24 protein-coding genes, 2 pseudogenes, 1 riboswitch and 1 other annotated feature are annotated in these 24,585 nt (G+C 34.3%); of the genes and pseudogenes, 17 read left to right on the top strand and 9 right to left on the bottom strand.

What is annotated here, in order from left to right:
• Positions 1–130: 130 nt before the first annotated feature.
• Positions 131–1,018 (bottom strand): DMT family transporter, encoded by an 888-nt coding sequence (locus BLV40_RS12870; RefSeq protein ID WP_090690636.1) that lies wholly within the window; start codon positions 1,016–1,018, stop codon positions 131–133.
• Positions 1,019–1,436: 418 nt separating this feature from the next.
• Here BLV40_RS12870 and BLV40_RS12860 point away from each other — a divergent pair, with 418 nt between their 5' ends.
• The 6 genes from BLV40_RS12860 (at position 1,437) to BLV40_RS12835 (ending at position 7,641) form a co-directional block, all read left to right on the top strand.
• Entirely contained in the window at positions 1,437–1,844 is a 408-nt protein-coding gene (locus BLV40_RS12860; RefSeq protein WP_026593214.1) for a MerR family transcriptional regulator, read from the top strand.
• A 124-nt stretch (positions 1,845–1,968) separates the two neighbouring features.
• Complete coding sequence (locus tag BLV40_RS12855) at positions 1,969–3,291, top strand: hemolysin family protein (RefSeq protein WP_090690633.1); 1,323 nt, start codon at positions 1,969–1,971, stop codon at positions 3,289–3,291.
• Positions 3,292–3,342: 51 nt separating this feature from the next.
• Entirely contained in the window at positions 3,343–3,753 is a 411-nt protein-coding gene (locus BLV40_RS12850; RefSeq protein WP_090690631.1) for an ATP synthase subunit I, read from the top strand.
• A gap of 211 nt (positions 3,754–3,964) precedes the next feature.
• Positions 3,965–4,510, top strand: coding sequence for a DUF2179 domain-containing protein (locus BLV40_RS12845; protein WP_090690628.1), 546 nt, complete (start codon positions 3,965–3,967; stop codon positions 4,508–4,510).
• A gap of 446 nt (positions 4,511–4,956) precedes the next feature.
• The gene (locus tag BLV40_RS12840; protein WP_090690625.1) at positions 4,957–6,459 is read left to right on the top strand and encodes a malate:quinone oxidoreductase; all 1,503 of its coding nucleotides are present in this window, start codon (positions 4,957–4,959) and stop codon (positions 6,457–6,459) included.
• A 309-nt stretch (positions 6,460–6,768) separates the two neighbouring features.
• On the top strand, positions 6,769–7,641 hold the full coding sequence (locus BLV40_RS12835) for a YitT family protein (protein ID WP_026592295.1): 873 nt from the start codon (positions 6,769–6,771) through the stop codon (positions 7,639–7,641).
• 124 nt (positions 7,642–7,765) lie between these two features.
• Here BLV40_RS12835 and BLV40_RS12830 read toward each other — a convergent pair whose 3' ends face one another.
• Complete coding sequence (locus BLV40_RS12830) at positions 7,766–8,950, bottom strand: MDR family MFS transporter (protein WP_026592296.1); 1,185 nt, start codon at positions 8,948–8,950, stop codon at positions 7,766–7,768.
• A 107-nt stretch (positions 8,951–9,057) separates the two neighbouring features.
• Here BLV40_RS12830 and BLV40_RS12825 point away from each other — a divergent pair, with 107 nt between their 5' ends.
• The 3 genes and pseudogenes from BLV40_RS12825 to BLV40_RS29785 all read left to right on the top strand — a co-directional run.
• Positions 9,058–9,612, top strand: a complete 555-nt coding sequence (locus BLV40_RS12825; protein WP_090690622.1) for a CGNR zinc finger domain-containing protein — start codon at positions 9,058–9,060, stop codon at positions 9,610–9,612.
• 108 nt (positions 9,613–9,720) lie between these two features.
• The gene (locus BLV40_RS12820; protein ID WP_090690618.1) at positions 9,721–10,476 is read left to right on the top strand and encodes a class I SAM-dependent methyltransferase; all 756 of its coding nucleotides are present in this window, start codon (positions 9,721–9,723) and stop codon (positions 10,474–10,476) included.
• Positions 10,477–10,528: 52 nt separating this feature from the next.
• Positions 10,529–10,785 (top strand): annotated as a pseudogene (locus BLV40_RS29785) (tRNA (N6-threonylcarbamoyladenosine(37)-N6)-methyltransferase TrmO); the annotation flags it as partial.
• 110 nt (positions 10,786–10,895) lie between these two features.
• On the opposite strand, the gene BLV40_RS28595 reads toward BLV40_RS29785, so the two are convergent.
• From BLV40_RS28595 to BLV40_RS12790, 6 genes are all read right to left on the bottom strand, one after another.
• The gene (locus tag BLV40_RS28595) at positions 10,896–11,039 is read right to left on the bottom strand and encodes a hypothetical protein (RefSeq protein WP_090690615.1); all 144 of its coding nucleotides are present in this window, start codon (positions 11,037–11,039) and stop codon (positions 10,896–10,898) included.
• A gap of 102 nt (positions 11,040–11,141) precedes the next feature.
• Positions 11,142–11,283: riboswitch (cyclic di-AMP (ydaO/yuaA leader) on the bottom strand.
• 38 nt (positions 11,284–11,321) lie between these two features.
• Complete coding sequence (locus tag BLV40_RS12805; RefSeq protein WP_090690612.1) at positions 11,322–11,783, bottom strand: GNAT family N-acetyltransferase; 462 nt, start codon at positions 11,781–11,783, stop codon at positions 11,322–11,324.
• Between the two features lie 142 nt (positions 11,784–11,925).
• Positions 11,926–13,080, bottom strand: a complete 1,155-nt coding sequence (locus BLV40_RS12800) for a 1-deoxy-D-xylulose-5-phosphate reductoisomerase (protein ID WP_090690608.1) — start codon at positions 13,078–13,080, stop codon at positions 11,926–11,928.
• 136 nt (positions 13,081–13,216) lie between these two features.
• Positions 13,217–13,427 (top strand) — a binding site (T-box leader).
• 111 nt (positions 13,428–13,538) lie between these two features.
• Positions 13,539–14,006: an NUDIX hydrolase gene (locus tag BLV40_RS12795; RefSeq protein ID WP_090690606.1), complete on the bottom strand. Its 468-nt coding sequence runs from the start codon at positions 14,004–14,006 to the stop codon at positions 13,539–13,541.
• Between the two features lie 13 nt (positions 14,007–14,019).
• The gene (locus BLV40_RS28590) at positions 14,020–14,193 is read right to left on the bottom strand and encodes a hypothetical protein (RefSeq protein ID WP_170833655.1); all 174 of its coding nucleotides are present in this window, start codon (positions 14,191–14,193) and stop codon (positions 14,020–14,022) included.
• A gap of 19 nt (positions 14,194–14,212) precedes the next feature.
• Entirely contained in the window at positions 14,213–15,052 is an 840-nt protein-coding gene (locus tag BLV40_RS12790; RefSeq protein WP_090690603.1) for a DUF2785 domain-containing protein, read from the bottom strand.
• 127 nt (positions 15,053–15,179) lie between these two features.
• On the opposite strand from BLV40_RS12790, the gene BLV40_RS12785 reads away from it, so the two are divergent.
• Together BLV40_RS12785 and BLV40_RS12780 are read left to right on the top strand one after the other, a co-directional pair.
• Positions 15,180–16,013, top strand: coding sequence for a hypothetical protein (locus BLV40_RS12785; RefSeq protein ID WP_090690600.1), 834 nt, complete (start codon positions 15,180–15,182; stop codon positions 16,011–16,013).
• A 132-nt stretch (positions 16,014–16,145) separates the two neighbouring features.
• On the top strand, positions 16,146–17,168 hold the full coding sequence (locus BLV40_RS12780) for a tyrosine-protein phosphatase (protein ID WP_090690598.1): 1,023 nt from the start codon (positions 16,146–16,148) through the stop codon (positions 17,166–17,168).
• 125 nt (positions 17,169–17,293) lie between these two features.
• Here BLV40_RS12780 and BLV40_RS12775 read toward each other — a convergent pair whose 3' ends face one another.
• Positions 17,294–17,833, bottom strand: coding sequence for a P-loop NTPase family protein (locus tag BLV40_RS12775; protein ID WP_090690595.1), 540 nt, complete (start codon positions 17,831–17,833; stop codon positions 17,294–17,296).
• Between the two features lie 268 nt (positions 17,834–18,101).
• On the opposite strand from BLV40_RS12775, the pseudogene BLV40_RS28905 reads away from it, so the two are divergent.
• From BLV40_RS28905 to BLV40_RS12745, 6 genes and pseudogenes are all read left to right on the top strand, one after another.
• Positions 18,102–18,354 (top strand): annotated as a pseudogene (locus BLV40_RS28905) (ATP-binding protein); the annotation flags it as partial.
• A gap of 93 nt (positions 18,355–18,447) precedes the next feature.
• Positions 18,448–18,951 (top strand): DM13 domain-containing protein, encoded by a 504-nt coding sequence (locus BLV40_RS12765; protein ID WP_090690592.1) that lies wholly within the window; start codon positions 18,448–18,450, stop codon positions 18,949–18,951.
• 202 nt (positions 18,952–19,153) lie between these two features.
• Positions 19,154–20,533, top strand: coding sequence for an aldehyde dehydrogenase (locus BLV40_RS12760; RefSeq protein ID WP_090690589.1), 1,380 nt, complete (start codon positions 19,154–19,156; stop codon positions 20,531–20,533).
• 707 nt (positions 20,534–21,240) lie between these two features.
• Positions 21,241–22,491 (top strand): lipoprotein, encoded by a 1,251-nt coding sequence (locus tag BLV40_RS12755; RefSeq protein WP_090690749.1) that lies wholly within the window; start codon positions 21,241–21,243, stop codon positions 22,489–22,491.
• 16 nt (positions 22,492–22,507) lie between these two features.
• Entirely contained in the window at positions 22,508–23,197 is a 690-nt protein-coding gene (locus BLV40_RS12750; RefSeq protein WP_090690586.1) for a response regulator transcription factor, read from the top strand.
• Positions 23,194–24,555: a sensor histidine kinase gene (locus BLV40_RS12745; RefSeq protein WP_090690583.1), complete on the top strand. Its 1,362-nt coding sequence runs from the start codon at positions 23,194–23,196 to the stop codon at positions 24,553–24,555. The genes BLV40_RS12750 and BLV40_RS12745 overlap by 4 nt, the downstream gene beginning before the upstream one ends.
• Positions 24,556–24,585: the final 30 nt, after the last annotated feature.

Below are 24,585 nucleotides of genomic sequence, written 5' to 3'. Positions count from 1 at the left end.
ATTTAAAGAAGTGGATATAAAAACAGGCCCAATATACTTCTGATTATTGTCAACATCAATATTTAACAGTGTATAACAGAAATTAAAAACACAGGCTGGAGTATTATACAGCCTGTGTTTTTTGCTATTGTTAGCCCTTCTTTTCAAGTGTAGTAATCACTACACTAAATATAATCAGGGCACCACCAATAAAGAAGTTGCTGTTTAATGTTTCATTCAATAATAGCCACCCTAGTAATGAACCAACGATGGGCTGAAAAAAGAAAAATAATGAACCAATGCTGGCATCCATTAACTCAAGTCCTTTATTCCAAAGAAAAAAGGCACCTGCAGTGGAGATGATTCCTAAATATAGAATACCTAAAATGATTGTGGGATTTAAGTTTTCAATTGGACTTGATTGTAACTCCCAAATCATGCACGGTGTAATGAAAAATAACGAAAAGAATATTGCATACGTTGTAATGACCAAGGATGAAAAACGGCTAGAAGCAATTTTTACATAAATAGATAGTAAAGCCCATGTAATGGCAGCTCCAACTAAAATGATTGTGCCAATAAAATAAGAACCCATCTCTATATCCCATCCGATGACAATTGTGACGCCTATTGTAGCTAAAATGGTAGAGAGTATTCTACGTGCAGTTAGTTTTTCTTTCAAAATCAAAGCAGCAAATACAACCATAAATGCTGGAGTGGCTGATGTAACTAAAGAACCTGTGTGAGCATCTGATAATTTTGTTCCAACAAATTGGCATGTAATTGAAATAAAATAGCCAATGAAACCGATCCAAGCAAAAAGTAACCAGTCTCGTTTATGAATGAGGAGTTTCTTTTTATTTTTTCGTTCAGTTATTTTCAAAATAATATATAGAACGAAAAAAGCGATGATAAAGCGAAGCCAAACAAGTGTAAGAGGGGGAACAAAGTCTAGTACATATTTACTGATAACGTACATACCACCCCAAATACTTGCTGCAAGTGATAAACATATGGCACCTAAAATTGTTTGTTTCATTGTGAAATACCTCCGTCTATTTGTAGGATTCTTACAAGTCCTAAGACGAGGCATATTTTTTATAAAAATATAAGCATGCCCGCCTTAGATTATAGACGGATTACAGGTTGATCATTTTCGAAAAGGTTGCTGTAGTACATAAGAATTTCTCCTCTCAATATTTTGAATTTGTTTATCGTAAATAAGTTTTATAATAAAATTATAACTTAATTTTCAGAATATAGGAGAGGTAAAATGAAATATGTTGTGATTCAGTCTCACATTAGTAATTATCCAAAGTCAATTAGTTTAGAGAAGGGAGATCAAGTGCGAATTGGTCATTCATATTCAGAGCTAGAAAACTGTCACGTTTGACTGTACAGTTTATGTATTGTATGATGTTCTTAACATAAATGGGGAGGGAAAAATCGTTGGGAAGGTGTATCGAATCGGACAGTTGGCTCACTTGGCTCACGTATCGAAACGAACGATTGATTATTATACGAATCTAGGTATCTTAAAAGCGGAGCGATCTCAATCTAATTATCGCTATTACGATGAAACAGCATTTGAGACATTACAATTTATTGAGAAATGCAAGGAAATGCATATGCCGCTTTGTGAGATTAAAGAGAGGATCGAGGAGAGAAAGAAGCTGCTCGGTATCAATGAACACGTTTCGAAACAAGTGAATGAAGTGACAAACCATATCCATCAATTAGAAGCAGAACTAACACAGTTGAAACCTCTATTAGATGGGTTAACAGATTCACAACGTGAAAAAATATCGAAGTCTTTATCTGGTCAAACGACGACTTTAATACAAACATTGATACTATTTTTATAGTTGAAGTTGGATCCGACTCTTTTAATTTCTGTATAGCGCTATGTTTTCTAAAGAAATAGAGAATCAGAAAACATTATAAGTATACAGGAGGTGAACACCTTAGTTTTTTTACTAAGGGGATTCATTGGGAATATTTAATTTAGTCATGGTTGCGATTTTAATCGCATTTACTGGATTTTTCGTAGCAGCAGAATTTGCGATTGTTAAGGTACGTTCAAGTCGTATAGATCAGCTTGTTGCGGAAGGAAAACGCGGTGCGTTAGCAGCAAAAAAGGTAACAACAAATTTAGATGAATATTTATCTGCTTGCCAGTTAGGAATTACAGTTACGGCAATGGGATTGGGTTGGTTAGGTGAACCGACAATAGAGAAGCTTTTGCGTCCGCTATTTGAGAAATGGAATATAACTCCTTCTATATCTCATGTATTAACTTTTGGTCTTGCTTTTATGATTATGACATATTTACATGTTGTGGTAGGTGAATTAGCACCAAAAACAATGGCAATTCAAAAGGCGGAAAGAGTAACTTTATTATTTGCTGGACCGCTCATGATGTTCTATAAAGTAATGTATCCTTTTATTTGGATGCTAAATAGTTCAGCACGTGTTATAACTGGTTTGTTCGGCTTGAAACCGGCTTCTGAACATGAAGTAGCCCATTCTGAAGAGGAATTACGATTAATTCTTTCAGAGAGCTATGAAAGTGGAGAAATTAATCAAGCAGAATATAAGTATGTAAATAATATCTTTGAATTTGATAACCGCATTGCGAAAGAGATTATGGTACCACGGACGGAAATTGTCGGTTTCTATCTCGAAGATTCAGTAGAAGAGCACATGAACATCATCCAAAGTGAACGATACACGCGTTATCCAATCTTTGGAGAAGATAAAGATGATATTATTGGTATGGTTAACGTAAAAGACTTCTTTATTCGATATATGAAAGGCGATACAAAAGATTTATCATCTATTCGTACGTATATGCGTCCGATTATTGAAGTTATGGAAACAACTCCAATTCACGATTTACTTCTGCAAATGCAGAAAAAGCGAATTCCAATGGCTGTTTTATATGATGAATACGGAGGCACGGCCGGAATTGTAACGCTTGAAGATATATTGGAGGAAATCGTCGGCGAAATTCGTGATGAATACGATGAAGATGAACACCCACCAATTCAACACATAAATGATCATCACAAAATTGTGGATGGAAAAGTGTTGATTACAGAAGTTAAAGATTTATTTGGTTTACACATCGAAGAAGAAGATGTGGATACAATTGGTGGATGGATTATGATGCAGAACCATGAAATTGAAGAAGGACAATGTGTCGAAGCAGAAGGATATGAGTTTAAAGTTCTTGAAAAAGATGCATATCAAATTAAACGCATTGAAATTCGAAAAGTTGATCATCAACAAGAGAAAGCAGCAACTGTGTAGGTTGCTGCTTTTTTTTACCTATTGCAAAACTTGAAACAAGGAGCGGATATTTTGATTGAAGTTGCGTTACGAGTATACAAACTACAGTTATATATGATTTTTAGTGGTTTACTACTTTTATGGACGATAACGCCTTTTTCAAAGCAAGTTACTGGCTTTGGGATCGGATTAGCAGTCAGCGCATACTGTCTTTGGTTGCTAGCAAGACGAGTTGAAAAGATTGGGAAAAGCATTGTATTAAAACAACGAGCGCCAGGATTAGGGATTTTAAATCGTTTTGCAGCTGCTATATTGGGTGCAATCATTATGTATGAAATTGAACATGAAATGGAAATGTGGGCATTTGGTACTGGCATTTTAGGCGGGAACTTTTTAATGATTGCGAATTTAGCCTATGCGAATATGCAATTAGCTAAAGAAGAAGAGAAACGAAGAGGAAAAAATGAAAAGAATTTGAAATAAATGTAAAGAGACCGGCATAAAGTTCTTTTTCTATCATATCTTTCGAGAGGACTCCCACCTCTAAACATATGAAGGTGAAGAAAAAACACGGAGAATAAAGTTTTACATTATTTTTCATGTGAAATCTTAAAGAATTTTATGAAAACCCATCGCTTTCTAAAGGTTATATATGTTATTATGACAAAAGACTTTTTGAAAGAGGTGGATGCAAATGTTACAAGCGCTACTTATTTTTGTACTTCAAATTATTTATGTTCCTGTTTTAACAATCCGGACGATTTTGCTTGTAAAGAATCAAACAAGATCCGCTGCTGGTGTTGGACTATTAGAAGGTGCAATCTATATTGTAAGCTTAGGGATTGTATTCCAAGATTTATCAAATTGGATGAATATTGTAGCCTATGTCATTGGCTTTAGTGCCGGGCTTTTATTAGGTGGTTATATAGAAAATAAATTGGCAATTGGGTATATTACATACCAAGTTAGTTTACTAGACCGTTGCAATGAGTTAGTTGATGAGTTAAGACATTCAGGATTTGGTGTAACTGTATTTGAAGGGGAAGGGATAAATTCGATTCGTTACCGTTTAGATATTGTTGCAAAGCGTTCACGTGAGAAAGAGCTTTTAGAAATTATTAATCGAATCGCACCGAAGGCATTTATGTCTTCATATGAGATTCGTTCCTTCAAAGGTGGCTACTTAACAAAAGCTATGAAAAAAAGAGCATTAATGAAGAAGAATGAGCACGCATCGTAAAGAAGGGAGAAGCGAAAAGCTTCTCCTTTTTATTGATGATATGGATATTTTTGAGAGAAAGTGACGTAGTATACATTGTAAATTAATTAATTTTTCCTTTTTAATCTCTATTAAGTGCGGGGAAACATATTATAAGTAACGGTAAAAAATTGGAGGGTTTCGGTTCACAGGTAAAGGCAAACCAAAGCCTTTATTTTAAGGTTTAGACATTGGTTATTTGGTGTTTTTAGGCCCATGTATACGAACTTCTTACTTGTTTACCGGATTAAATGGTTTATAATTATCAGATAATACTAGATATTTTAGTCGATTAATAGTTATAATAGAATATGATATGGCTATAATTGAGGCAGAAAAGATATGTTTCTAGGTTGGGGCCTAGGCGTGCGACATCTGAGAAGATGTGCCTACACTTTTTTGCTAATATAGGGGATGGAGAGATTATCATGAGCAACATGCAGCAGAAAACAGACGTTATCTTAATTGGTGCCGGAATCATGAGCGCGACTTTGGGATCATTATTGAAAGAGTTAGCACCTGAATGGGAAATCAAAGTGTTCGAGAAACTTACAAACGCAGGAGAAGAAAGTTCTAACGAATGGAATAATGCTGGGACGGGCCACGCTGCACTGTGTGAACTGAACTATACATCCGAAAAACCTGACGGATCTATAGATATTGGCAAAGCTATCAAAATTAATGAACAGTTTCAGCTTTCAAGACAGTTTTGGTCTTATCTTGTAAACAGTAATCTGATTCGTAATCCACAGGACTTTATTATGCCAATACCTCATATGAGTATGGTACAAGGGGAAACAAATGTAACGTTTTTGAAAAAACGTTTTGAAGCGCTTTCAAACAATCCGATGTTTCAAGGGATGGAATTTTCTGATGACCCTGAAAAACTGAAGGAGTGGATGCCGCTTATCATGGAAGGTCGTACATCGAATGAATCAATAGCGGCAACAAAAATCGACTCTGGAACGGATGTCAACTTTGGGGCTTTAACACGTATGTTGTTTGACCACTTACAGAGTAAAAATGTCGAGATAAACTATAAGCATAGTGTTCAGGATATTAAACGTACTAGCGACGGATCCTGGGAAGTGAAAGTGCATGATATTGATAACGGTAAAATTGAATATCATACTGCAAAATTCGTCTTTATCGGCGGTGGAGGAGGAAGTCTACCTTTACTACAAAAAACCGGCATTCCTGAGTCAAAACATATTGGAGGTTTCCCGGTAAGCGGATTATTTATGGTATGTAACAATCCAGAAGTTGTAGAACAGCATCATGCAAAAGTATATGGTAAAGCTAAGGTTGGTGCTCCGCCAATGTCTGTTCCACATCTTGATACAAGATATATAGATAACAAGAAAACATTGCTGTTTGGGCCGTTTGCTGGCTTTTCACCAAAGTTTTTAAAAACTGGTTCGAATTTTGATTTGATAGGTTCCGTAAAACCAAATAATGTCCTCACTATGTTGGCGGCAGGTGTAAAAGAGATGGCATTAACGAAATATCTGATTCAGCAAGTTATGTTATCGAGTGAAAAGCGTATGGAAGAATTACGTGAGTTTATTCCAAATGCCAAAAGCGGGGATTGGGACATAGTGGTGGCAGGCCAACGTGTGCAAGTTATTAAAGATACTGATGCCGGTGGTAAAGGAACACTTCAATTTGGTACGGAAGTGGTTAGTGCTTCTGATGGCTCGGTAGCTGCATTGCTCGGTGCTTCTCCGGGTGCTTCTACTGCCGTTAACGTTATGCTCGAAGTATTAGAAAAGTGCTTCCCACAACATATGAACGGATGGGAATCGAAAATAAAAGAAATGATTCCTTCTTATGGTGTGTCACTAGTAGAAAACCCAGAGCTTTTCCAAGAAATTCATACTTCAACAGCAGAGGTGCTTGGTTTAAGCAAAAAAGAACTAGTTTATAGTTAATTCTTTGGATGTAAAAACAAAGATGTTTAAAGAGACTATAAGTAATTTGTAAACAAATATTTGATAAGAGTTAGTCTTAAAGATTGTATATTATAAAAAATGAAAGCCCCATGTATGAATTACATGGGGCTTTCATTTTTAGGGGGAAATAATATACTAATTTTATAACAATTTTGTTAATTAATAATAAAGCTGTTTAACCATTAATATTATGGTGGTAATGTGTTAAAATAGTTATTAGGAGTGAGTCTGGCAAATTAAACATGTGTAGTAATGAAAAGAGAAAAAAGTTTGAAACGAGGAAATGATATGAGTAAAATCAAAAAGCACAAGCCCAATAAACTAAAGATCGTTTTACGAGTATTAGCGATTATTATAGGGGCGTTTATAACAGCATATGGACTAGAATCGGTATTAATTCCAAACAATGTATCAGATGGTGGTGTGACGGGTTTAAGTATCGTAAGCTCAGAACTATTTGGATTACCATTAGGAATTCTAATTGCAGTCATTAATATTCCTTTTGTTTGGTTAGGGTATAAGCAAATTGGTAAAAATTTCGCTATTTATTCGGTTATCGGTATTGCTTCACTAGCAATCGGTACGGTTCTTATGCACGACATACCAACTATTATTCACGGTGATACATTGTTAATTACCGTTGTTGGGGGGATTATCATCGGTTTTGGTATGGGATTAGCATTGCGTAATGGTGGTGCATTAGATGGAATCGATATGTTAGCTGTATTACTTTCTCGAAAATTACCTTTTGGGACAAGTGACCTCATCTTATTTTTAAACATGTTTGTCTTTATTGTTGTTTCAACGGTATTTGGTCTGCAAGGGGCTATCCTTTCAGCAATTGCTTACTTTATTGCTTCTAAAGTAATTCATATCGTTGAAGTAGGTTTAAGTGGTTCTAAAACATTTAAAATTATCACAAAGGAACCTGATTTAATGGTAGAAACAATTCGAGACCGCTTAGGTCGAAGTGCAACGTATAATGAAGTGTACGGCGGTTATTCAAAGGAACAATTTAAAGAAATCACTTGTGTTATTAACCGTTTAGAAGAAAGTAAAATAAAAGAAATCATTCATGAAATTGATGAAAGTGCCTTTGTTACGGTATATGACGTAGCAGAAGTGAAGGGCGGCAATTTCAAAAAACATGATATTCATTAATGATTTCGCAAAAAACACATTTTCGTTTTCTGCCTGTTAATGCGGGATGAAAAAATTATAATTATTTTATGAAAAGCACCGTTCAATAATAGATTGGACGGTGCTTTTTTGACGTTATATATGATTACAATCCTGTATGAATCATTTCTTTTTCTTGTTTTTGTTCCATATTTTTCAAAATATGAAGCGAAATAAAACCTGTAACCCCCATTGTGCCAAAAATCAACCAAGGTGTATACATTCCTTGTAACTGTGATGTAAACCATGTTCCTGTGTAGTTTCCAATAATAAATCCAATAGCGAGTGAGAGCTGATAAGCCCCGAAATATGTGGCTGTATAGGATTCATTACTATAATTTGCAATTGTAATGTCAGCATTAGGTAATACAAGTGTTTCGCCAATTGTAAATAAAATGACACAGCCAAACAGCCAATAAGGATGTGGAAACAAAGGAATAAGTAAAAAGGAAAGCCCCATAAATAGCACACCGCATTTTACAATTGAAAGTGTATTATATTTGTGAAATATTTTTCGAAATACAATCATAAACAAAACGCCTGTAATTGCATTTACTGTAATGACAAGTCCACCTAACTTTACGCTATGACTGATATTGGTCATATAAAGCGGGAGCGCGACAGTAAGCTGAGTAAACATAATGTAAAAGAAAATCATGATAAATGAGAATAACAGAAAATGCTTATTTTCAAAAACGGCTTTTAATCCAGATAAGAGCTGTACATTTTCAGTAGAAACTTGGAAGTGGGATCTAAGAAGATAAAAAATGATAGCAAATAATAACATGAGAAATCCAGTAAGGATAAATGGATACAAAGGGTTCCATACGAGTAATAGGCTACCAGCAATTGGACCGATAATTGCGCCGCTGTTAAAAGCAAGGTTTAAGTATGTAAATAAATCTTTTCGGATGTTAGCTGGCTGTGAGCCGAATACAGCACGAGCAGCTGGTTCGTAAAATGCAGTTCCAAATCCAATCAGGGAAGCGGAAATTGAAATAGTATGAAACTCTGAAAATATTCCTAAACAAATAAAGCCAATGCCTCTTAATAGTAAACCAGATATCATCATAATCATGTAGCCTACTTTATCGGCGATGATACCAGAAAATAAAGGAATAACTCGTGAAGTAATCGTCATAATGGTTAAAATGGTTCCTACTTGTATGCCAGAAAAGTTTAAAAAACTCGATAAATAGATGGCGAGAAATGCATATACAGCAAAGTATCCAAACGCCATGAAAAATGATGAAATAAGTATAACGCGTATTGGTATAGAAAAGTTTTTCATAGAGACTCCTTTCAATAATGTAACCATTAAAAAGTTTTAATGGTTAACTATTTTATACTATAATTATACATAAAGTCAGAAAAAAGTAAAATTTAGAAAGATGGTGAATGAATTTGAAACATGGTCAAGAGGCGCCAGGACAATTAGAAACCGTAAGGGACTTTTTAAATACATGGAGAATTCCGAATGATTCAAGAATGTGCGTAGACGAGCTTCATACTATAGATGATGTACTTCAATTTATGAGGATCCATTTTAATGAAGAATTATCTTTTGGTACAGTTGATGAACTGAAACGATTTCGAGATGAAATTCGTTTCGCAGTTGAGGGGAAAGGAGCACTACAACAGTGGTTTGAAAAATATCTATTTCGCGTGTGTGTGACAGAAAACATGGATTCTGTCACATATGAACCAATAGGAGAACGAAATATTTATACAACCATATTGCAAATTATTCTGATTGATATTGAGCAGGGGAAGTGGAAACGATTAAAGGCATGTCCAGATTGCCGCTGGGTCTTTTATGATCATTCTCGTAATGGAAGTAAGCATTGGTGCGGAATGTATGCGGGGAGTAAAGAGGGGAGAGCTTGTGGTACAATCGCGAAAGTGAAAAATTATCGGGCGAAGAGAAAAGGAAGATCTAGCTATAATGCTTAAATATATAGACAGAAGTTAGCTAATGGGATTTCGTGCAAAGTAACGAGTACTAAGAAAGAAGAATTTGTATGAATGTACGGTGACTACAATAGAGAGGGGATTTGACAAATGGAACAAGCAAAAATGTTAGAGCTCAATAAAAAGTGCTGGGATATAGTAGCACCTTACTTTTTTCAGGTAGATTCTTTGCCAAGGTACGGGCCGTATACTGCTTCTGAAGATGAAATTCATTTGTTTGATACGATTAAGCATAAAAAGGTTCTTGATATAGGTTGCGGCAGCGGACATTCTTTGGAGTATATGGCGAAGCATGGAGCAGAAGAATTATGGGGCGTTGATCTTTCTACAATACAAATTGATACAGCGAAGCAGACATTAATAGAGTGGAATCCACACTTGATATGTGCTGCGATGGAGGATGAAACAGATATTCCGAAAGAACATTTTGATATTGTATATTCCATTTATGCGCTAGGATGGGCATCTGATTTACCAAAAACATTGCAGCTTATTTATTCTTATTTAAAAAAAGGAGGAAGCTTTGTTTTTAGTTGGGAGCATCCGATTTATTCAAACTTGAAGTATGGAACGCCTGAAATTGCTTTGGAATCTTCATATCATGAAGAGGTACCTATTACATTTGAAACATTTAAAGGGGAAGATGTACAAGCTGTATTATATAAAAGAAAATTGAGTACATACATAAATGAGCTTATTAAGGTAGGATTTACAATTGAAAAAATAGTTGAAGGTGAACCATCAAGTGATTTTGAGGAACAAGCAGTTGAACCGTCTGTGAAATATTATTCGTTATATAAAGCGAGAGCGTTACCAACAACTTTAATTGTGAAAGCAAGAAAATAAGCTATCGTATAAAAATGAAAGTGTAAATAATGTGTAATATTCATAGGGTGATAATTGGTAGGGGATTATCTCCAATATTCTGATATATTCAGGGTATGTTGAAGGATTGATAGGCCTTGAAGAATACTCTCATGCCACTATTATTTTTTTAATGAATGATTTTAAGGAAGAGAACAACAAATCATGGATTAGAAAACCTAGTGAGTTAAATGATTTTGATGAAAAAAAGGCTGTTTTGCGCAATTCGATGTGAGAGAGAATACTCATGCTCCACATTGGATAAGTAAATTAATGAAGAATTACTTTTAATGATAGGAAGGAAAAAGTAACAGAAAAAAGCTTTGCTGTAGTAGCAAAGCTTTTTTCATGTTTAGTTATACTGTACGTATAAATCATCTTATATGCGCAAGAATTTTACTTCATCTTTTCGGCTGGAAAATATGTTGAAAAAAATATTTGTGATGTAAACTATCCACAACTTTGTTTGCTTGATACGTACGTTGCTGCTCTAATCGCATACGCTGTTCCATCATTTTCATCTCATGATCTGATAAACGTAACATTGTACAAGTCTCCTTTGCTATAAATATAGGTTTCTAATGATATCGATACCACAAACTTTATAGCTAAGGAGGGATACTGTGTAACATAAGTAAAAAGCACCCTCTCTCTCCCATTACGCTTACGAGGTTAGCTGTCGGACTCGGGAAGTGAGAGTATCCCTACTTAAAAAAGATTCGCCCCAAGTAGCATCGGCTACATAGATGGTTCCCCCGATCCAAAAATTGGATTCAGCAAAAGGTTTTATAAAAAATAAAATAACATAACTCACAAATAAAGTCAAATTATTTAGGTTTTTCTGATTTTTCTAATTGCGTAAGAACGAGTCCGTCAGGTAAAACAATATCTGTTATTTCAATGAATCCGTGTTTTTTATATAAAGAAAGCGCAGGGATGTTTGCTTTCCCTGTTTGTACAATATATTTACTTGTTTCAGAGCATATGCTAAATAAATGAAGGAGTAACTTTGTTGCGATTCCTCTATGAAAATAGTCAGGTGATATAACTAGACGATGGATATCAATAATTGTCCCTTCATTTACGAAAGAAATAAATCCTATTAGTTTATTTTCTAAGATGTATCCATAAAATGTTTCGTTACAATTTTGGATATCTTCTACAGTATCGTATAAACGCGGGATTGCCGTGCTGTTTATGGACGTTGCTTCAATTTCATATGCAGGAATTTGAATTGCTAAAATAGCTGAAGCTACATCAAAAGAAGTGATAAGTAATTTATTAATCATGAATAAACCTCCCATTTTAACAGTTAGTAATCTATTACCTTAGTGATCTTAAAAGTATTTGTTACGCATTGCTATAGATGTATTAAATTGAACACGTAAAGAGGAGAGCTAAAGCAGAATGTGTCTGTTTTAGCTCTTTTTTTCATTTTCTAATTAATAATTCGTTTGCATATTCACGAGCCCAACGATCGGCTTCTAGTACAGCCTCTAAAGATGGGTTTATGATATTATGATGAGCTTCAAGTGTAGAATAAATTGTTTTTTCTATATCAAAGAATGAAATTTCATTTTGTAAATATAGCGCATTTGCAATTTCATTCGCGGCATTTAAGACTGCAGGTGCGGTTCCGCCAATCTTTCCAGATTCGTAGGCATAATGTAGACAAGGAAATTTCTTTAAATCTGGTTTTTCAAAATGTAAGCTACCGACTTCTAATAAATTTAACTTTTTATAAGAGGACGGTAATCTAGTTGGATAATGGAACGCATATTGAATAGGCATCCTCATGTCAGGAGCACCGAGCTGTGCCATCATAGATCCATCTATAAATTCAACTAAAGAATGAATAATACTTTCTTTATGAATTAAAACATCAATTTTTTCATAAGGAATATCAAATAACCAACGTGCTTCCATGACTTCGAAGCCTTTGTTCATTAATGTAGCGGAATCAATTGTTAGTTTTGCTCCCATCAACCAATTTGGGTGCTTTAAAGCATCTTTAGCTTGTAAAGTTTCCATCTCATTACGTGTTTTATCTCGAAATGCACCGCCGGAAGCTGTAACAATTAGTTTTTCGATTTCTTTGTTATTCTCACCATTTAAACATTGAAAAATAGCAGAGTGTTCACTATCTACGGGGATTAAACGGCAGTTATTTTGTTTAGCTAACTCTGTCACGATATGCCCACCTGCAACTAATGTTTCTTTGTTAGCAATGGCAATATCTTTTTTTGCTTTTAATGCTTCAATAGTTGGAAGCAGTCCAGAGACACCGACAACGGAAGTTAATACAAGATTAGAATCAGGATGAGTTGCAACTTCAATTAATCCGTCTTCTCCATAAGTAATTTTCGTATCAGCAGAAATTCGTTTGCGAAGTGTATCTGCTAATTCTTTTGTACCCACGCTAACAATACGAGGATGGAATGTATGTATTTGTTTCTCAAGAATATCAATATTGTGATTTGCTGTTAAACCAATAATTTTAAAGTGTTCAGGATGTGCAGCGACTACATCTAATGCAGACGTACCAATTGAACCAGTTGAACCAAGAATCGAAATATATTTTACCATGATAATTCCTCCAAAGTTGTAGAATCATTTTCCGCAAACCTATATATAATTAGATAAAAAAAGTGAAAGTCCTGCTGCGTAAAACAGAATATTTATGTTTCTCAGAAAAATAAATGTAGTAAAATGTAAAAAATAAACAAAAACAATGATAGAGAAGAGTACATATTTAGAACTTCACAGAGAGCCGATATTTGGTGGAAATCAGTAAGGGATGAATATGTAATGGACTCTGGAGCTTCTGGCTGAAATAAGTAAGCTAGGGCGATTCGCTTCACGTTAAAGAAGCATCAAGTGAGCTATAATTGTAGCTAATAAAGGTGGTACCGCGGGAGCCCCTCGTCCTTTTCTAGGACGAGGGGCTCTTTTCATTTTGGAAAGGAGGAGTCAGAATGTGAAGAAATAATGTTAACAGGAATTAAGCCAACTGGTTACCTGCATTTAGGAACGTCTTTTGGCAACTATTTACTTGTTTTTATTGCAAATGATTGTTGAAATTGCTCAATAATCATTTTTGGTACAGTGCCTATATTATGTGGTAGTGTATGCAATGGAAAGAAACGCACTTCTTTTGACTCGTTAGGAGCACATTGTAAATCACCTTCATAATTTCGGCAAACATAAACAACCATGACACCATATACTTGATCGCCGTTTGGATATGTTTGAAATAATTCAGGTCCCGAAAAAGTATGAAAGAGTTCTAAATCTTTTATAATAAGTCCGGTTTCCTCATATACTTCTCTTTTGGCAGCTTCTTCTAATGTTTCTCCATATTCAAGAGTTCCACCAACAATGCCCCACATCTTAAAATCGGTGCGAAGTTGAAGCAAGATTTCATGTTGTTCATTTAAAATCATAACGTGTGAACCAGTTATGATAAGCGGATGATTCCCTACGAGTTTTCGCATGTCTTCAATGTATCCCATTTTTTTAAACTCCTTATAAATTTAGATTTTTTGCGAATTGTAAATACGTTTCATATTCTGTAAAGCCAAGTTTTTTCAAAATAGGTGCAGAATGTTCTCTTCTTGCTTGGTATGTAGCAAGTAATCGTTTTGATTTGACAATCCTAATGATGAGATTTAATGGCTTTTGTATAGATTGCATGTACATTATGTATGCTCCTGTATCATTAACAATATTTCGGTAATTCCCTCAACATTTTTTCGGCTTGATTGGCTACAGAAGTAAGGTTCGAATCTATTTTTGTTCTGAAAAACAAGGTGCGTAAAAAAGTTTTTATATTTGCACATAATATGAAGTATTCATGACAAGAAAGTCTGATTTTGAATTGTGGTAACCGTTTTATTTTTTTATAGATAATCGAAAAAAGTTGATCTCTTGGAAAGTCATAATAAAGCATAGATAGGAGGGGAGTAACAATTCTTTCATCTTCATTATTATGATATACAGTAGAGTAAATGAAAATTTTATTTAATATACAATGAGCAATCTCTTCATAGCAAGAACAGGTAATATGTGAACTGTGTACGAGTTCGTTAAAGGCATCAGATGCATGGGCAATGCTATGAGCCCAGCCTTTATCTTGTACACATCCACGGTAATCTATTTCGAGATTCATATACGTAATGAGCTTTTCTTTTACTTCTTGCACTGTTTCTTGTAATAAAAATGAATGAGAATTATCGAACTGTATAATTAAACCAATTAATAAAGTGGTATAAGAACGTGTGAAAACTCCATCTGTATTTGGAGAGGTAATGTCTTTGTATAAGTAATCGTTACTTAGACAGGTTGTTAATAAAGTCTCCAATTGATCATGGGATAGGAATTCATTTTGAATAAAATGTGCAAAACATTTATATATTAATTGATCACGCACATAGCTATCAGTGGTTCCGATGTTTTGAATCATATGGGAACTTAACTCATCAAGGTCGATACTCTGCATCTGTATATAGTCATTTAGCTGAATGAGTTCCAACTGTTGTTGCAGTGTAATGATATCCAAAGCTGTTCCTCCTCTATGCTTTCGTAATGCATCGTTTCCTAGTATTCTATATATTCGAAGACAATCCTGCTCGTGCAAGGATAAAGAATAACTTCTCCCGAAGTAGTTAATAAGGAGGGAGTTTATTATGCTGAAACAAAAACTGGAACATATGGTTGCGCTATACCCAGTCGTATTATTTGATGGGTGGCATATTAAAAATGTATCGGAGCGGAGTGAAGGAGAGAAATGGGAAACACTTTGGTTTCAAGTTTTTACACCAACAGGAGTGTTTCGCGTAAAAGAATTTTTTCTTGATATAATGGAACCGACATTTCCGGATAGTTGTATGTATCAAGCACAGGGTGAATGTTTTCAATATAATGCTCTCGTATATTGGAGAGGTGTGAATTATAAAGGTAAAGTTAGTTATGTCATTTCTAAATGGAAAACGCAGATTGAAATTTCAATTGATGAAGGCTTTATAGAGCAACAAGAAATGGAAAAGTTCTTGGAAGGTTTACAACCATTAGAATTAGAGAAAGCAAAAAAACAAGTAAATAAACCATTTCACCAATTAAGTTTTCAGGCAAGAGCACAAATTTGTGGTGAAATAAGTAGATGTAGTAAGTGGCATTTACCAAATGAAGTGCAATTTGACTCTTTACCAATTACAACCCCAGATGAATGGAAACTCGAATCAGTTGGTTTTGGGGATGATGAAATACAATATGTATACTGGGATGTAAAGGAACAACTATATGCTCTTTGGGCGTGTCGTCATTCACAGTACAATTATTATCCAGTATTGTCGTGGATTCAAAATTATAGCCGAATGAAAATGATCAATGGATTAGAATTCTACTCCCATCCTCAGCGTGGTACAGTTGTATATCAAAATTTAGGTGACGAGCAGATTGCATACGTATTTCGTGGTATTCCATCTACAACACTCATAAAAGTAAAAGAAATCTTTTCTTAATCTTAAAGAAAGGCAAGGGAATGTCATAAATATAGTCAGAACAGAGCTATTATATTTGCAATACAATACAATATAATATAATAGATTATTACTTCATATAACGGATTATATAAAGAAAGTATTGGTGACAATATGGAACAACAAAAAGATTGGTTACAAGCAAGTGTAGAACGGAATCTAGAGAATACCTTACATATTGAATGGGAAGATGGAGTAGGAGAAGTGACTATTTATTGGAGTACTTCATCAGAACATATTGAGGAAAATGGACAATTGTTATTGCATGTCACTGGAGCAGCTTCATGTACAATAGCAGATCCGAGTCCAAACATGCGTCCGTATTTCCGGTTAGTAGCAAGTAATGGACAAACAGTTACCGTAGCTGAGCGCCGTTTACCATTACAAGGAGCGTTTAATTTCCGTGATTTAGGTGGCTATGATACAAGTGACGGTCGCAAAGTAAAGTGGGGGAAATTATATCGTTCCGAAGAATTAGCAGGGTTAACAGAATCGGATATTGCTTATTTACAACAGTCTAGTTTAAAACTAATCTGTGATTATCGAACAGATTTTGAAGTGACGCATAAACCAAATCCGAGCATTGCTGGTGTTCGTCAAGTTTGTTTACCGGTCATGCAAGATATAGCAAAAGATTTAAATATTAATGAATTTTTCCAAGTGGGAGATTTATCAATGCTTGGAAAACCAGGTGAATATTTAGTGAAAATGAATAAGGGCTTTGTAGAAGGTAATGAAGCATTTATTGGTTTTCTACAGCTTGCTCAAGATCAAGAAAATTTACCACTAGTTAACCATTGTACTGCTGGGAAAGATCGAACTGGATTTGGTTCGGCACTATTATTACTTCTTCTTGGTGTCTCAGAAGAAACGGTAATGCAAGACTATTTATTAAGTAATGGATTCCGTGAAAAGTTAAATCAAAAAATGATGGGATTTTTAGGCGCGAAGCTACAAAATGAGGAAAGTAAAGAAATATTAGGAGCTATGTTTGAAGCTCGTGCTGATTATTTACAGGCAGCAATTGATGAGATTGCTCGTAAGTTTGGCAGTGTTGAAATGTATGCTGAAAAAGGACTTGGTTTTTCAAAAGAACAATTAGAAAATATGAAAACATTGTTACTAGAAGAGAAGTAAACTGTAATTAGTTTTGGTAGGAAATCCTGTTACATCAGCTTTAAAAGGTCATCAAAATAGGCCTAGTGACAGGGTTGCTGTCATAGAGTGTAAAGTAGTGGATTATTCCAGCAACCATACTTTTGTCACCGCCTTTTCAGTGTATTAGTGAAAATGCCTTCAGATGCTTTAGAAACAACCCGAATATCAGAGATGATCATTTTAACGGTTTCTTCTACTGACATGGTTTCGGAAATGATTTTCTCGTTTGGTGAGTCTAGAAAGTCCTTATCAGTGTACCAAGCTGTTAGTTCAGCTTCGCCAAAATCATCAGCGTTGGGTTTGGTTTTATGCCGAGTTATTGTTTCTTTGAGAGAAATGTCATAGTAATAGATATAACTTTCTTCAAATGTATCAATTAGTTCTGTAAGCATAGTTTTGTACTTATGAGTGCTTAGAATACCTTCTACAATTACATAGTTCACTTTACCGATACCGTACAGTGCGGTTTGTTTGATGAGTTCAACAGACAAGTTCCCGACAGTATCTTTCACACGAAGCATATCTCTGCGAACTACATCTTGTGGAACTAATAAAGTGCCTTCTAGGAGTAATTGTAGTTGCCGGGCTACTGTGCTTTTTCCTGAACCTGAGTTTCCACGAATAATTACTAACGTTGTTTTCATACGAACCTCCTTAAAACGAATAGTTTAAGTAAATTTTAACAGGCCTAGTCACAGGGTATCTACTTTTAGTCTGTTAGATAACTTAAAAAATTGTAAAAATAACATACAGAAGCTTTAATAACGTATTATCAAAAAAATATTTGCTTAAAATTGAAAAAATAGAGGGGCAGACATCTTATTAACCTCTGTCGTTGTTTCTCTTTTTGTATAACTATTTTTAAGATTCGAATGAAACTAGAGAAGAGAGAACTGCCTTCTACACAGACCAAAATAAAAAAAAACAGTAAGCCAATTCACTTTCCATGATGAATGGCAAGGGATTGCTCACATGATCAAATGCGTATATTTGAACGTTTTTTCAGAACGGATCCATCAAGAAGTTCACAATCAGAAGGGTCTGGACTCGAAATAGTGATTGCAAAATCGTTAACTGAAATACATAAGGGAGAAATTGGTGTTCGGGATCTTCCGGATGTGAATTTCGGTTTACGCTTCCCGTTATGTCAGAAAAAAAGAGTTGATTGAAAGACTTTTGTAATAGTTATGTTATAGAAATGATAGACCTTCTTGTTAACATACATACAAGTACTATGTTACAGGAGGGTTTTTATTTTATGAAAACAAAACATGTATTGTTTATTGGAGGAATAATAATAGTTGGGGGATTTTTATGGTTTTTATTCCGTCCTGAAAAATTATTTATTGATAAGCAAATTAACGAAGTATTTCCACAAGCAGAAATAAAATCAAAAGAAGATCAACAACAACGTGTAATAAGAAAAGGGCAGTTTCAGAATGGTGTTCATAAAACGAATGGAGTAGCAACAATTTATCAACTACCAGATGGAAAGCGTGTTCTAAGACTGACTGATTTTGAAACTTCTAATGGTCCAGATGTTCGAGTGGTATTGGTTCCTACGAAAAGTTTAAAGAATAATGAAGATGTTAAAAACTATCAGTATATTGAATTAGGTAATTTAAAGGGTAATAAAGGATCTCAAAACTATGAAATTCCTGAAGGTTTAGATATCGATGCATATGGTTTAGTTTCTATATGGTGTAAGAGATTTAATGAAAATTTTGGTATGGCTCATTTTGAGAAGCAAAAAGAGATATAGGATGATATTAATATAAATATAGCCTACAAGGAAATGTATAAGAGTATGTTAATGATGTTGTAAACTGTACGAATAGTTATTGCTAAAGTACCTTATTTAGAATCAAGGTTTATAAAACATTTGTAATCAAACTTTATTCTAAAATATGTAGCTTGAAATTCAGTGAAATCAAATAATTTCTTGCTATTGGAGGGATTTCCTAATGGTTGATAATATTCCACAACTAATTCAAGAGCATAAACAATTTTTTCATAATGATTATACAAGAAGTCTTCAATTTCGTCTTGAACAATTAGAAAAATTAAAAAAATCTATTCAAAAATATGAAAATGAAGTGCTGAGTGCATTATATCAAGATTTACACAAAAGCGAATTTGAAGCGTATGCTGCAGAAATTGGTTTCGCCTATAACAGTATCAATTTTATAATGAAATATCTAAAACGGTGGATGAAGCCTCAAAAAGTAAAAACACCTATGCATTTTTTACCTTCCAAAAGCTACATAATAAAAGAGCCATATGGTACAGTGCTAATTATTGGACCTTTTAATTATCCATTTCAATCATTAATTGAACCTCTTATCGGGGCAATTGCGGGAGGGAATTGTGTAGTTCTCAAACCTTCAGAAAATGCTCCAAACGTTGCAGCTGTAATTAACAAAATAATGGGTGAAACGTTTGATAAGCGATATATTCGTGTAATTGAAGGAGATAGAGAAACAACTTCTTTATTAATTCATGCACCATTTGACTATATTTTTTTTACTGGTAGCGTTCAAGTCGGAAAAATTGTTATGGAAGCTGCGGCGAAAAATCTTGTACCAGTAACATTAGAACTTGGTGGAAAAGCACCAGCTATTGTCGATGAAACAGCTAACCTGGATATAGCAGCCAAACGTATTATCTGGGGGAAATTCATAAATGCTGGGCAATCTTGTATTGCACCTGATTATGTTATTGTACACAAATCTGTCAAGGGAAAACTGATTTCGAAAATGAAAGAAATCATCACAAGCTTTTATGGATCAGATGTATTAAAAAGCAATGATTACGGTCGAATTATTAATGAGAGACAATTCGATAGACTTATTTCTATATTAGAACAAGACCGAAATTATATAGTATTTGGTGGAAATTCATCTAGAAGTCATTTATATATTGAACCAACAATTCTTGAAGTGAATTCATGGGATACTGCAGCTATGAAAGAAGAAATTTTCGGACCGATTTTACCAATTATGGATTACAATGATTTAGATGAAGTCATTCATATGGTTAACAACCAACCAAAACCGTTAGCTTTGTATGTGTTTACTGAAAATAAAAATGTTGAAAAACAGGTATTAGGGCGAATCTCTTTTGGAGGAGGGTGCGTCAACGATACAATGTCACATATGGCCAATCTCCACTTACCTTTTGGTGGAGTAGGAAATGCAGGGTTCGGTGCCTATCATGGGAAACATAGTTTTGATGCTTTTACTCATCATAAAAGCATTTTAAAGAAAAGTTCAAGGGTAGAGTTAGGATTGGTATTTCCACCCTATAGGAACAAAATTGAAATTTTGCGAAAGATTTTTAAGTAATACGCTCCGTTAAACATTACTGTTGATAGTAAAGAAGAAATCATAAAGGGAATCCAGGAGAATGGATTCCCTTTTTAACCTACGATAGTTCTCCCTGTTTTAAACAGGACAAGGAGAAGAATTAGCAATGTTATAACTACTAAAAATATGATAACTAAATACGCCAAAAATGTATTTCCCCCTTATATCGAATCCTAACTGTAAAATTCGATATTCAGATGCCCCTCCCTTGTGTTACAGAACATTTTACCGTTAAAATTATACGAGTATATTCATTTTGATTTTTGATGCCGAATTTAAAAATCAAAATGATAAATAACCGTACGGAATATCTAAATCACTAGGATTTAATTGACTAAAGAGATACAAAATTTTTGTTTTTGGGCATTATAAAATTTTAACTTAATGGCGATAGGTCTCGATCCCACTATTTAATTGTTGGTAGTAGCCCCTCAGCTTTCTAGTTATTGTATGTATTGTCAGTGGTAATTTTATATAAAGATCGATAAATTACAAGATGATTTGATGAGCGTTGTGGATAAAAAATTTTGCAGTATTTTTTCGGGAATAAATTAAATATATTTGATTTGTAACTTTTCTGTAACGATTTTTTTAGGCATAAAAATTATACTTTTCATGTGTGAAAATTTAAGAGAAGCGAAATATAAATGCAAAGCCAGAAAATTTATGCTAAGGATAGAGAGTATATGCGGAAAGTATTAAGCATTATAAGTATCATTTTTATATTGACCGGTTGTACGGTAGATGAAATACCGACAAAGTTAATGGAGGTTCCTACAAATGAAAGCTGGTTGAAAGAATTAAAAGTCCAAATGAATAAGGATCTTCCTATAAATTACAGATTACTTACACCAATATCTAACAAAGATAAACAAATGATTTGGACATTGGATATGGATCAAGATGGAAAGAAGGAAGCTGTTTTTCTATATAAGCAACCTCATGACGACTACCAAGTATATTTATCCATCTACAAACAAACCAGTGAGGGATGGCAATCGCAGTTAACACATACTTTTACCGGAGAAGGAGTTGACATTGTTAAAATAGGAGACTTTACAGGGAATCATAAAAAAGAAATTCTAATTGGAATTTCTCAAGGGCGTGAAGCATCTGTTAATGACATGCATGCTCTTTCAATAGAAAATAACAGTATGACAGAAATTTATAATCGAAATTACACGAAACTATTTGTAGATGATTTGAATGAGAATGGTATTGATGATTTAAGCTTTGTCACTTATGAACAAGATCAACAATTAAAAGTTGAGTTTATGGAGAAATTCAAGACATTATCTGAAGTTTCATTTGATCCATCTGTAAATAACATACAAAAAGTACAGATTGGGCGTATCTCTAAACAAATGAAAGCAATCTTTATTGATGCAGGACTTGGTGCTCATTCAGGACTTACTTATGTAGCTAAATTTGAAGATAATCATTTTGAAAAACTGTTTCAAGATGAAGAAAATATGCCAATGAGTGCATATGTAGTAGAAAGTAAAGATATAAATGGTGATGGAATTATTGAGCTCGGTAATACAATTGTGCCAAAAGGATGGGAAGAGAGTTCATATGCTGAAAGTCCAATGTTTGAACGTTACGTACAATGGGATGGGGAAAATGAATTTAAACCAGTAGAAGAAGTGTATATAAATATAGAACAAGGATATATCATTGAAATTCCAAAAGAGTTAGTAGGAAAGATTACACTTGCAACGAAAACAAGTTCAAAGAATATTCAGCGCTTCCTTTGGGCTGATACAGGTGAAACGTGGCTTGAGGTACATACTTTTAAACGTAAAGAATGGCCAAATATAAAAAATTATGAAGTTGCGGTTAAAACAAGTTCACGGATATATGCAGTTCCAAATGAATCAAAGTACAAAAAGCTAAAATCGTATATTAAACCATTAGCCGAGTATCAGCAGGAATAAAGGAGGGAAGAGAAGAGTGTCGACAATTTTAGTATTGGAAGATGAAATACCGATTCGTAGTTTTATTGTGCTAAATATGAAACGCGCCGGTTTCAATGTATTGGAGGCCGGTACTGGAGAAGAAGCACTAGAACTTTTAGGTAAACATACTGTTGATATTGCAGTATTAGATGTTATGTTACCTGGAATAGATGGTTTTGAAGTATGTAAGAGAGTTCGAGAAATCAATAAAAAAATTGGGATTATCATGTTAACAGCACGTGTTCAAGATACGGATAAGATACAAGGACTGACGATTGGAGCGGATGATTACATAGCAAAACCGTTTAGCCCAAGTGAATTAGTTGCACGTGTGCAATCGTTACTAAGAAGATTGAAAGTCAATGAAGAAAATATGGAATCGATTCATTCAGGTCCATTTGTATTGAATCTTCTACAAGAAAAGTTATATCGAGAAGGACAAGTAATTGATTTAACGCCAACAGAGTATATCATTTTACAGTATGTAATGAACAATGCTACAAAACCTGTTTCACGTGATGAGATTTTAAATCAAATATGGGGCGAAAATTATGTAGGTGAAATGAAAGTAGTAGATGTAAATATGAGGCGTCTACGTCAAAAGATAGAGTTAAATCCTTCTGAACCTGAGTATCTCTTAACGGTATGGGGAAGGGGATATATGTGGAAGGATAGCGTAAGATGAGACGGAAAATTAGCTTGTATTTTATGACTGTTATTATTCTCATGCTTGTATTGTTTGAGGTAGTCTTCTCAATCTCAATTTATCGTTATTACTATAATGGAATCCTCTATCATATAGAGTCCCATGCGAAAACGAGTGCACGCTTTTTTTCTGATTACAACTCAGTCTACTTTATTCGATTACGAGAATATAGTGACGAGATTATAAAGTCTTTTCAATTGGAAGGGACAGAATTACAGTTAATTGATCGCAATGGGATAATCATACAGTCTTCAAGCGGCCAAAAAGTAGATGGGAAAATTAATATCCCTTCGTCGTTACTGGAAGGAGAGACGTATCATCAGGTCATTACTACAAAAGATAACCAAAAACAGTTGGAAGTATTGAGTCCATTTGTTCATCAAGGACAAACGATTGGTATTTTGAAATATACAACTGTTCTAACTAAGGTGAACGACAAGATTATTGAAATTATTGCATTTACAATTTTTGTTGGAATCATTATTTCGGGAATCGTTCTACTAATAAGTCGGCGATTAGCGAATCTTTTTGTAAAACCAATTGAATCCATTATCAATACCTCTTCGCAAATTGCGGAAGGGACAGTAAACTACACAATTAAAGAAGACTATCCTTATGAATTAGGTGACTTAGCTCGTAGCTTAAATCACATGTTAGGTAAAATTGAGAAGGCAGAACAAACGAAAAATGAATTTATTGCATCGATCTCACATGAGCTGCGTACACCATTAACAGGGATTAAAGGTTGGGGCGAGACACTTAAGTCTGTAGATTCCTTAACGGAAGAAGAGATAAAGCTAGGAATGGGTATCATTTCAAGTGAAACAGATCGTCTCGTTGATCTTGTAGAAGAGCTATTAGATTTTTCAAGATTAGAATCAAATCATCTTCATTTGTATAAAGAAAAGGTTCATTTACAACCTATACTCAATGAGGCAATTTGGCAGTTAACGCCAAAGGCGGAGGAAAAAAAGATTGAGATAGTTGCTAATTTAATTGAAGTAGAAATACTTGGTGATAAGGCTAGATTAAAACAAATCTTTTTAAATATCATTGATAACGCGATTAAGTATTCGAATGAAGAAGGAAAAGTTACTATTGCTTTAACACAAGAGGAAAAACAAGTAGTGATTAGTGTAACGGATCACGGAATCGGAATTGCAGAAGAACATTTACCATTTGTAAATCAGTCTTTTTACCAAATAAATAGTTACTCATCAGGTGCGGGAATTGGATTGGCAATTGTGAAGAAAATCGTTGAGCTTCACAGTGGTACAATGCATATTGTTAGTAAAGTAGAGAAAGGTACAATTGTTTCGATAAAACTGCCATTATAATTTGTACAATAGTTGTTTTTGATAGTTACA

Source organism: Bacillus sp. 166amftsu, assembly GCF_900107445.1.
GTDB lineage: Bacteria > Bacillota > Bacilli > Bacillales > Bacillaceae_G > Bacillus_A > Bacillus_A arachidis.
Note: the sequence above shows the minus strand (reverse complement) of the source record. Positions and strands in the feature narration are given on the sequence as shown.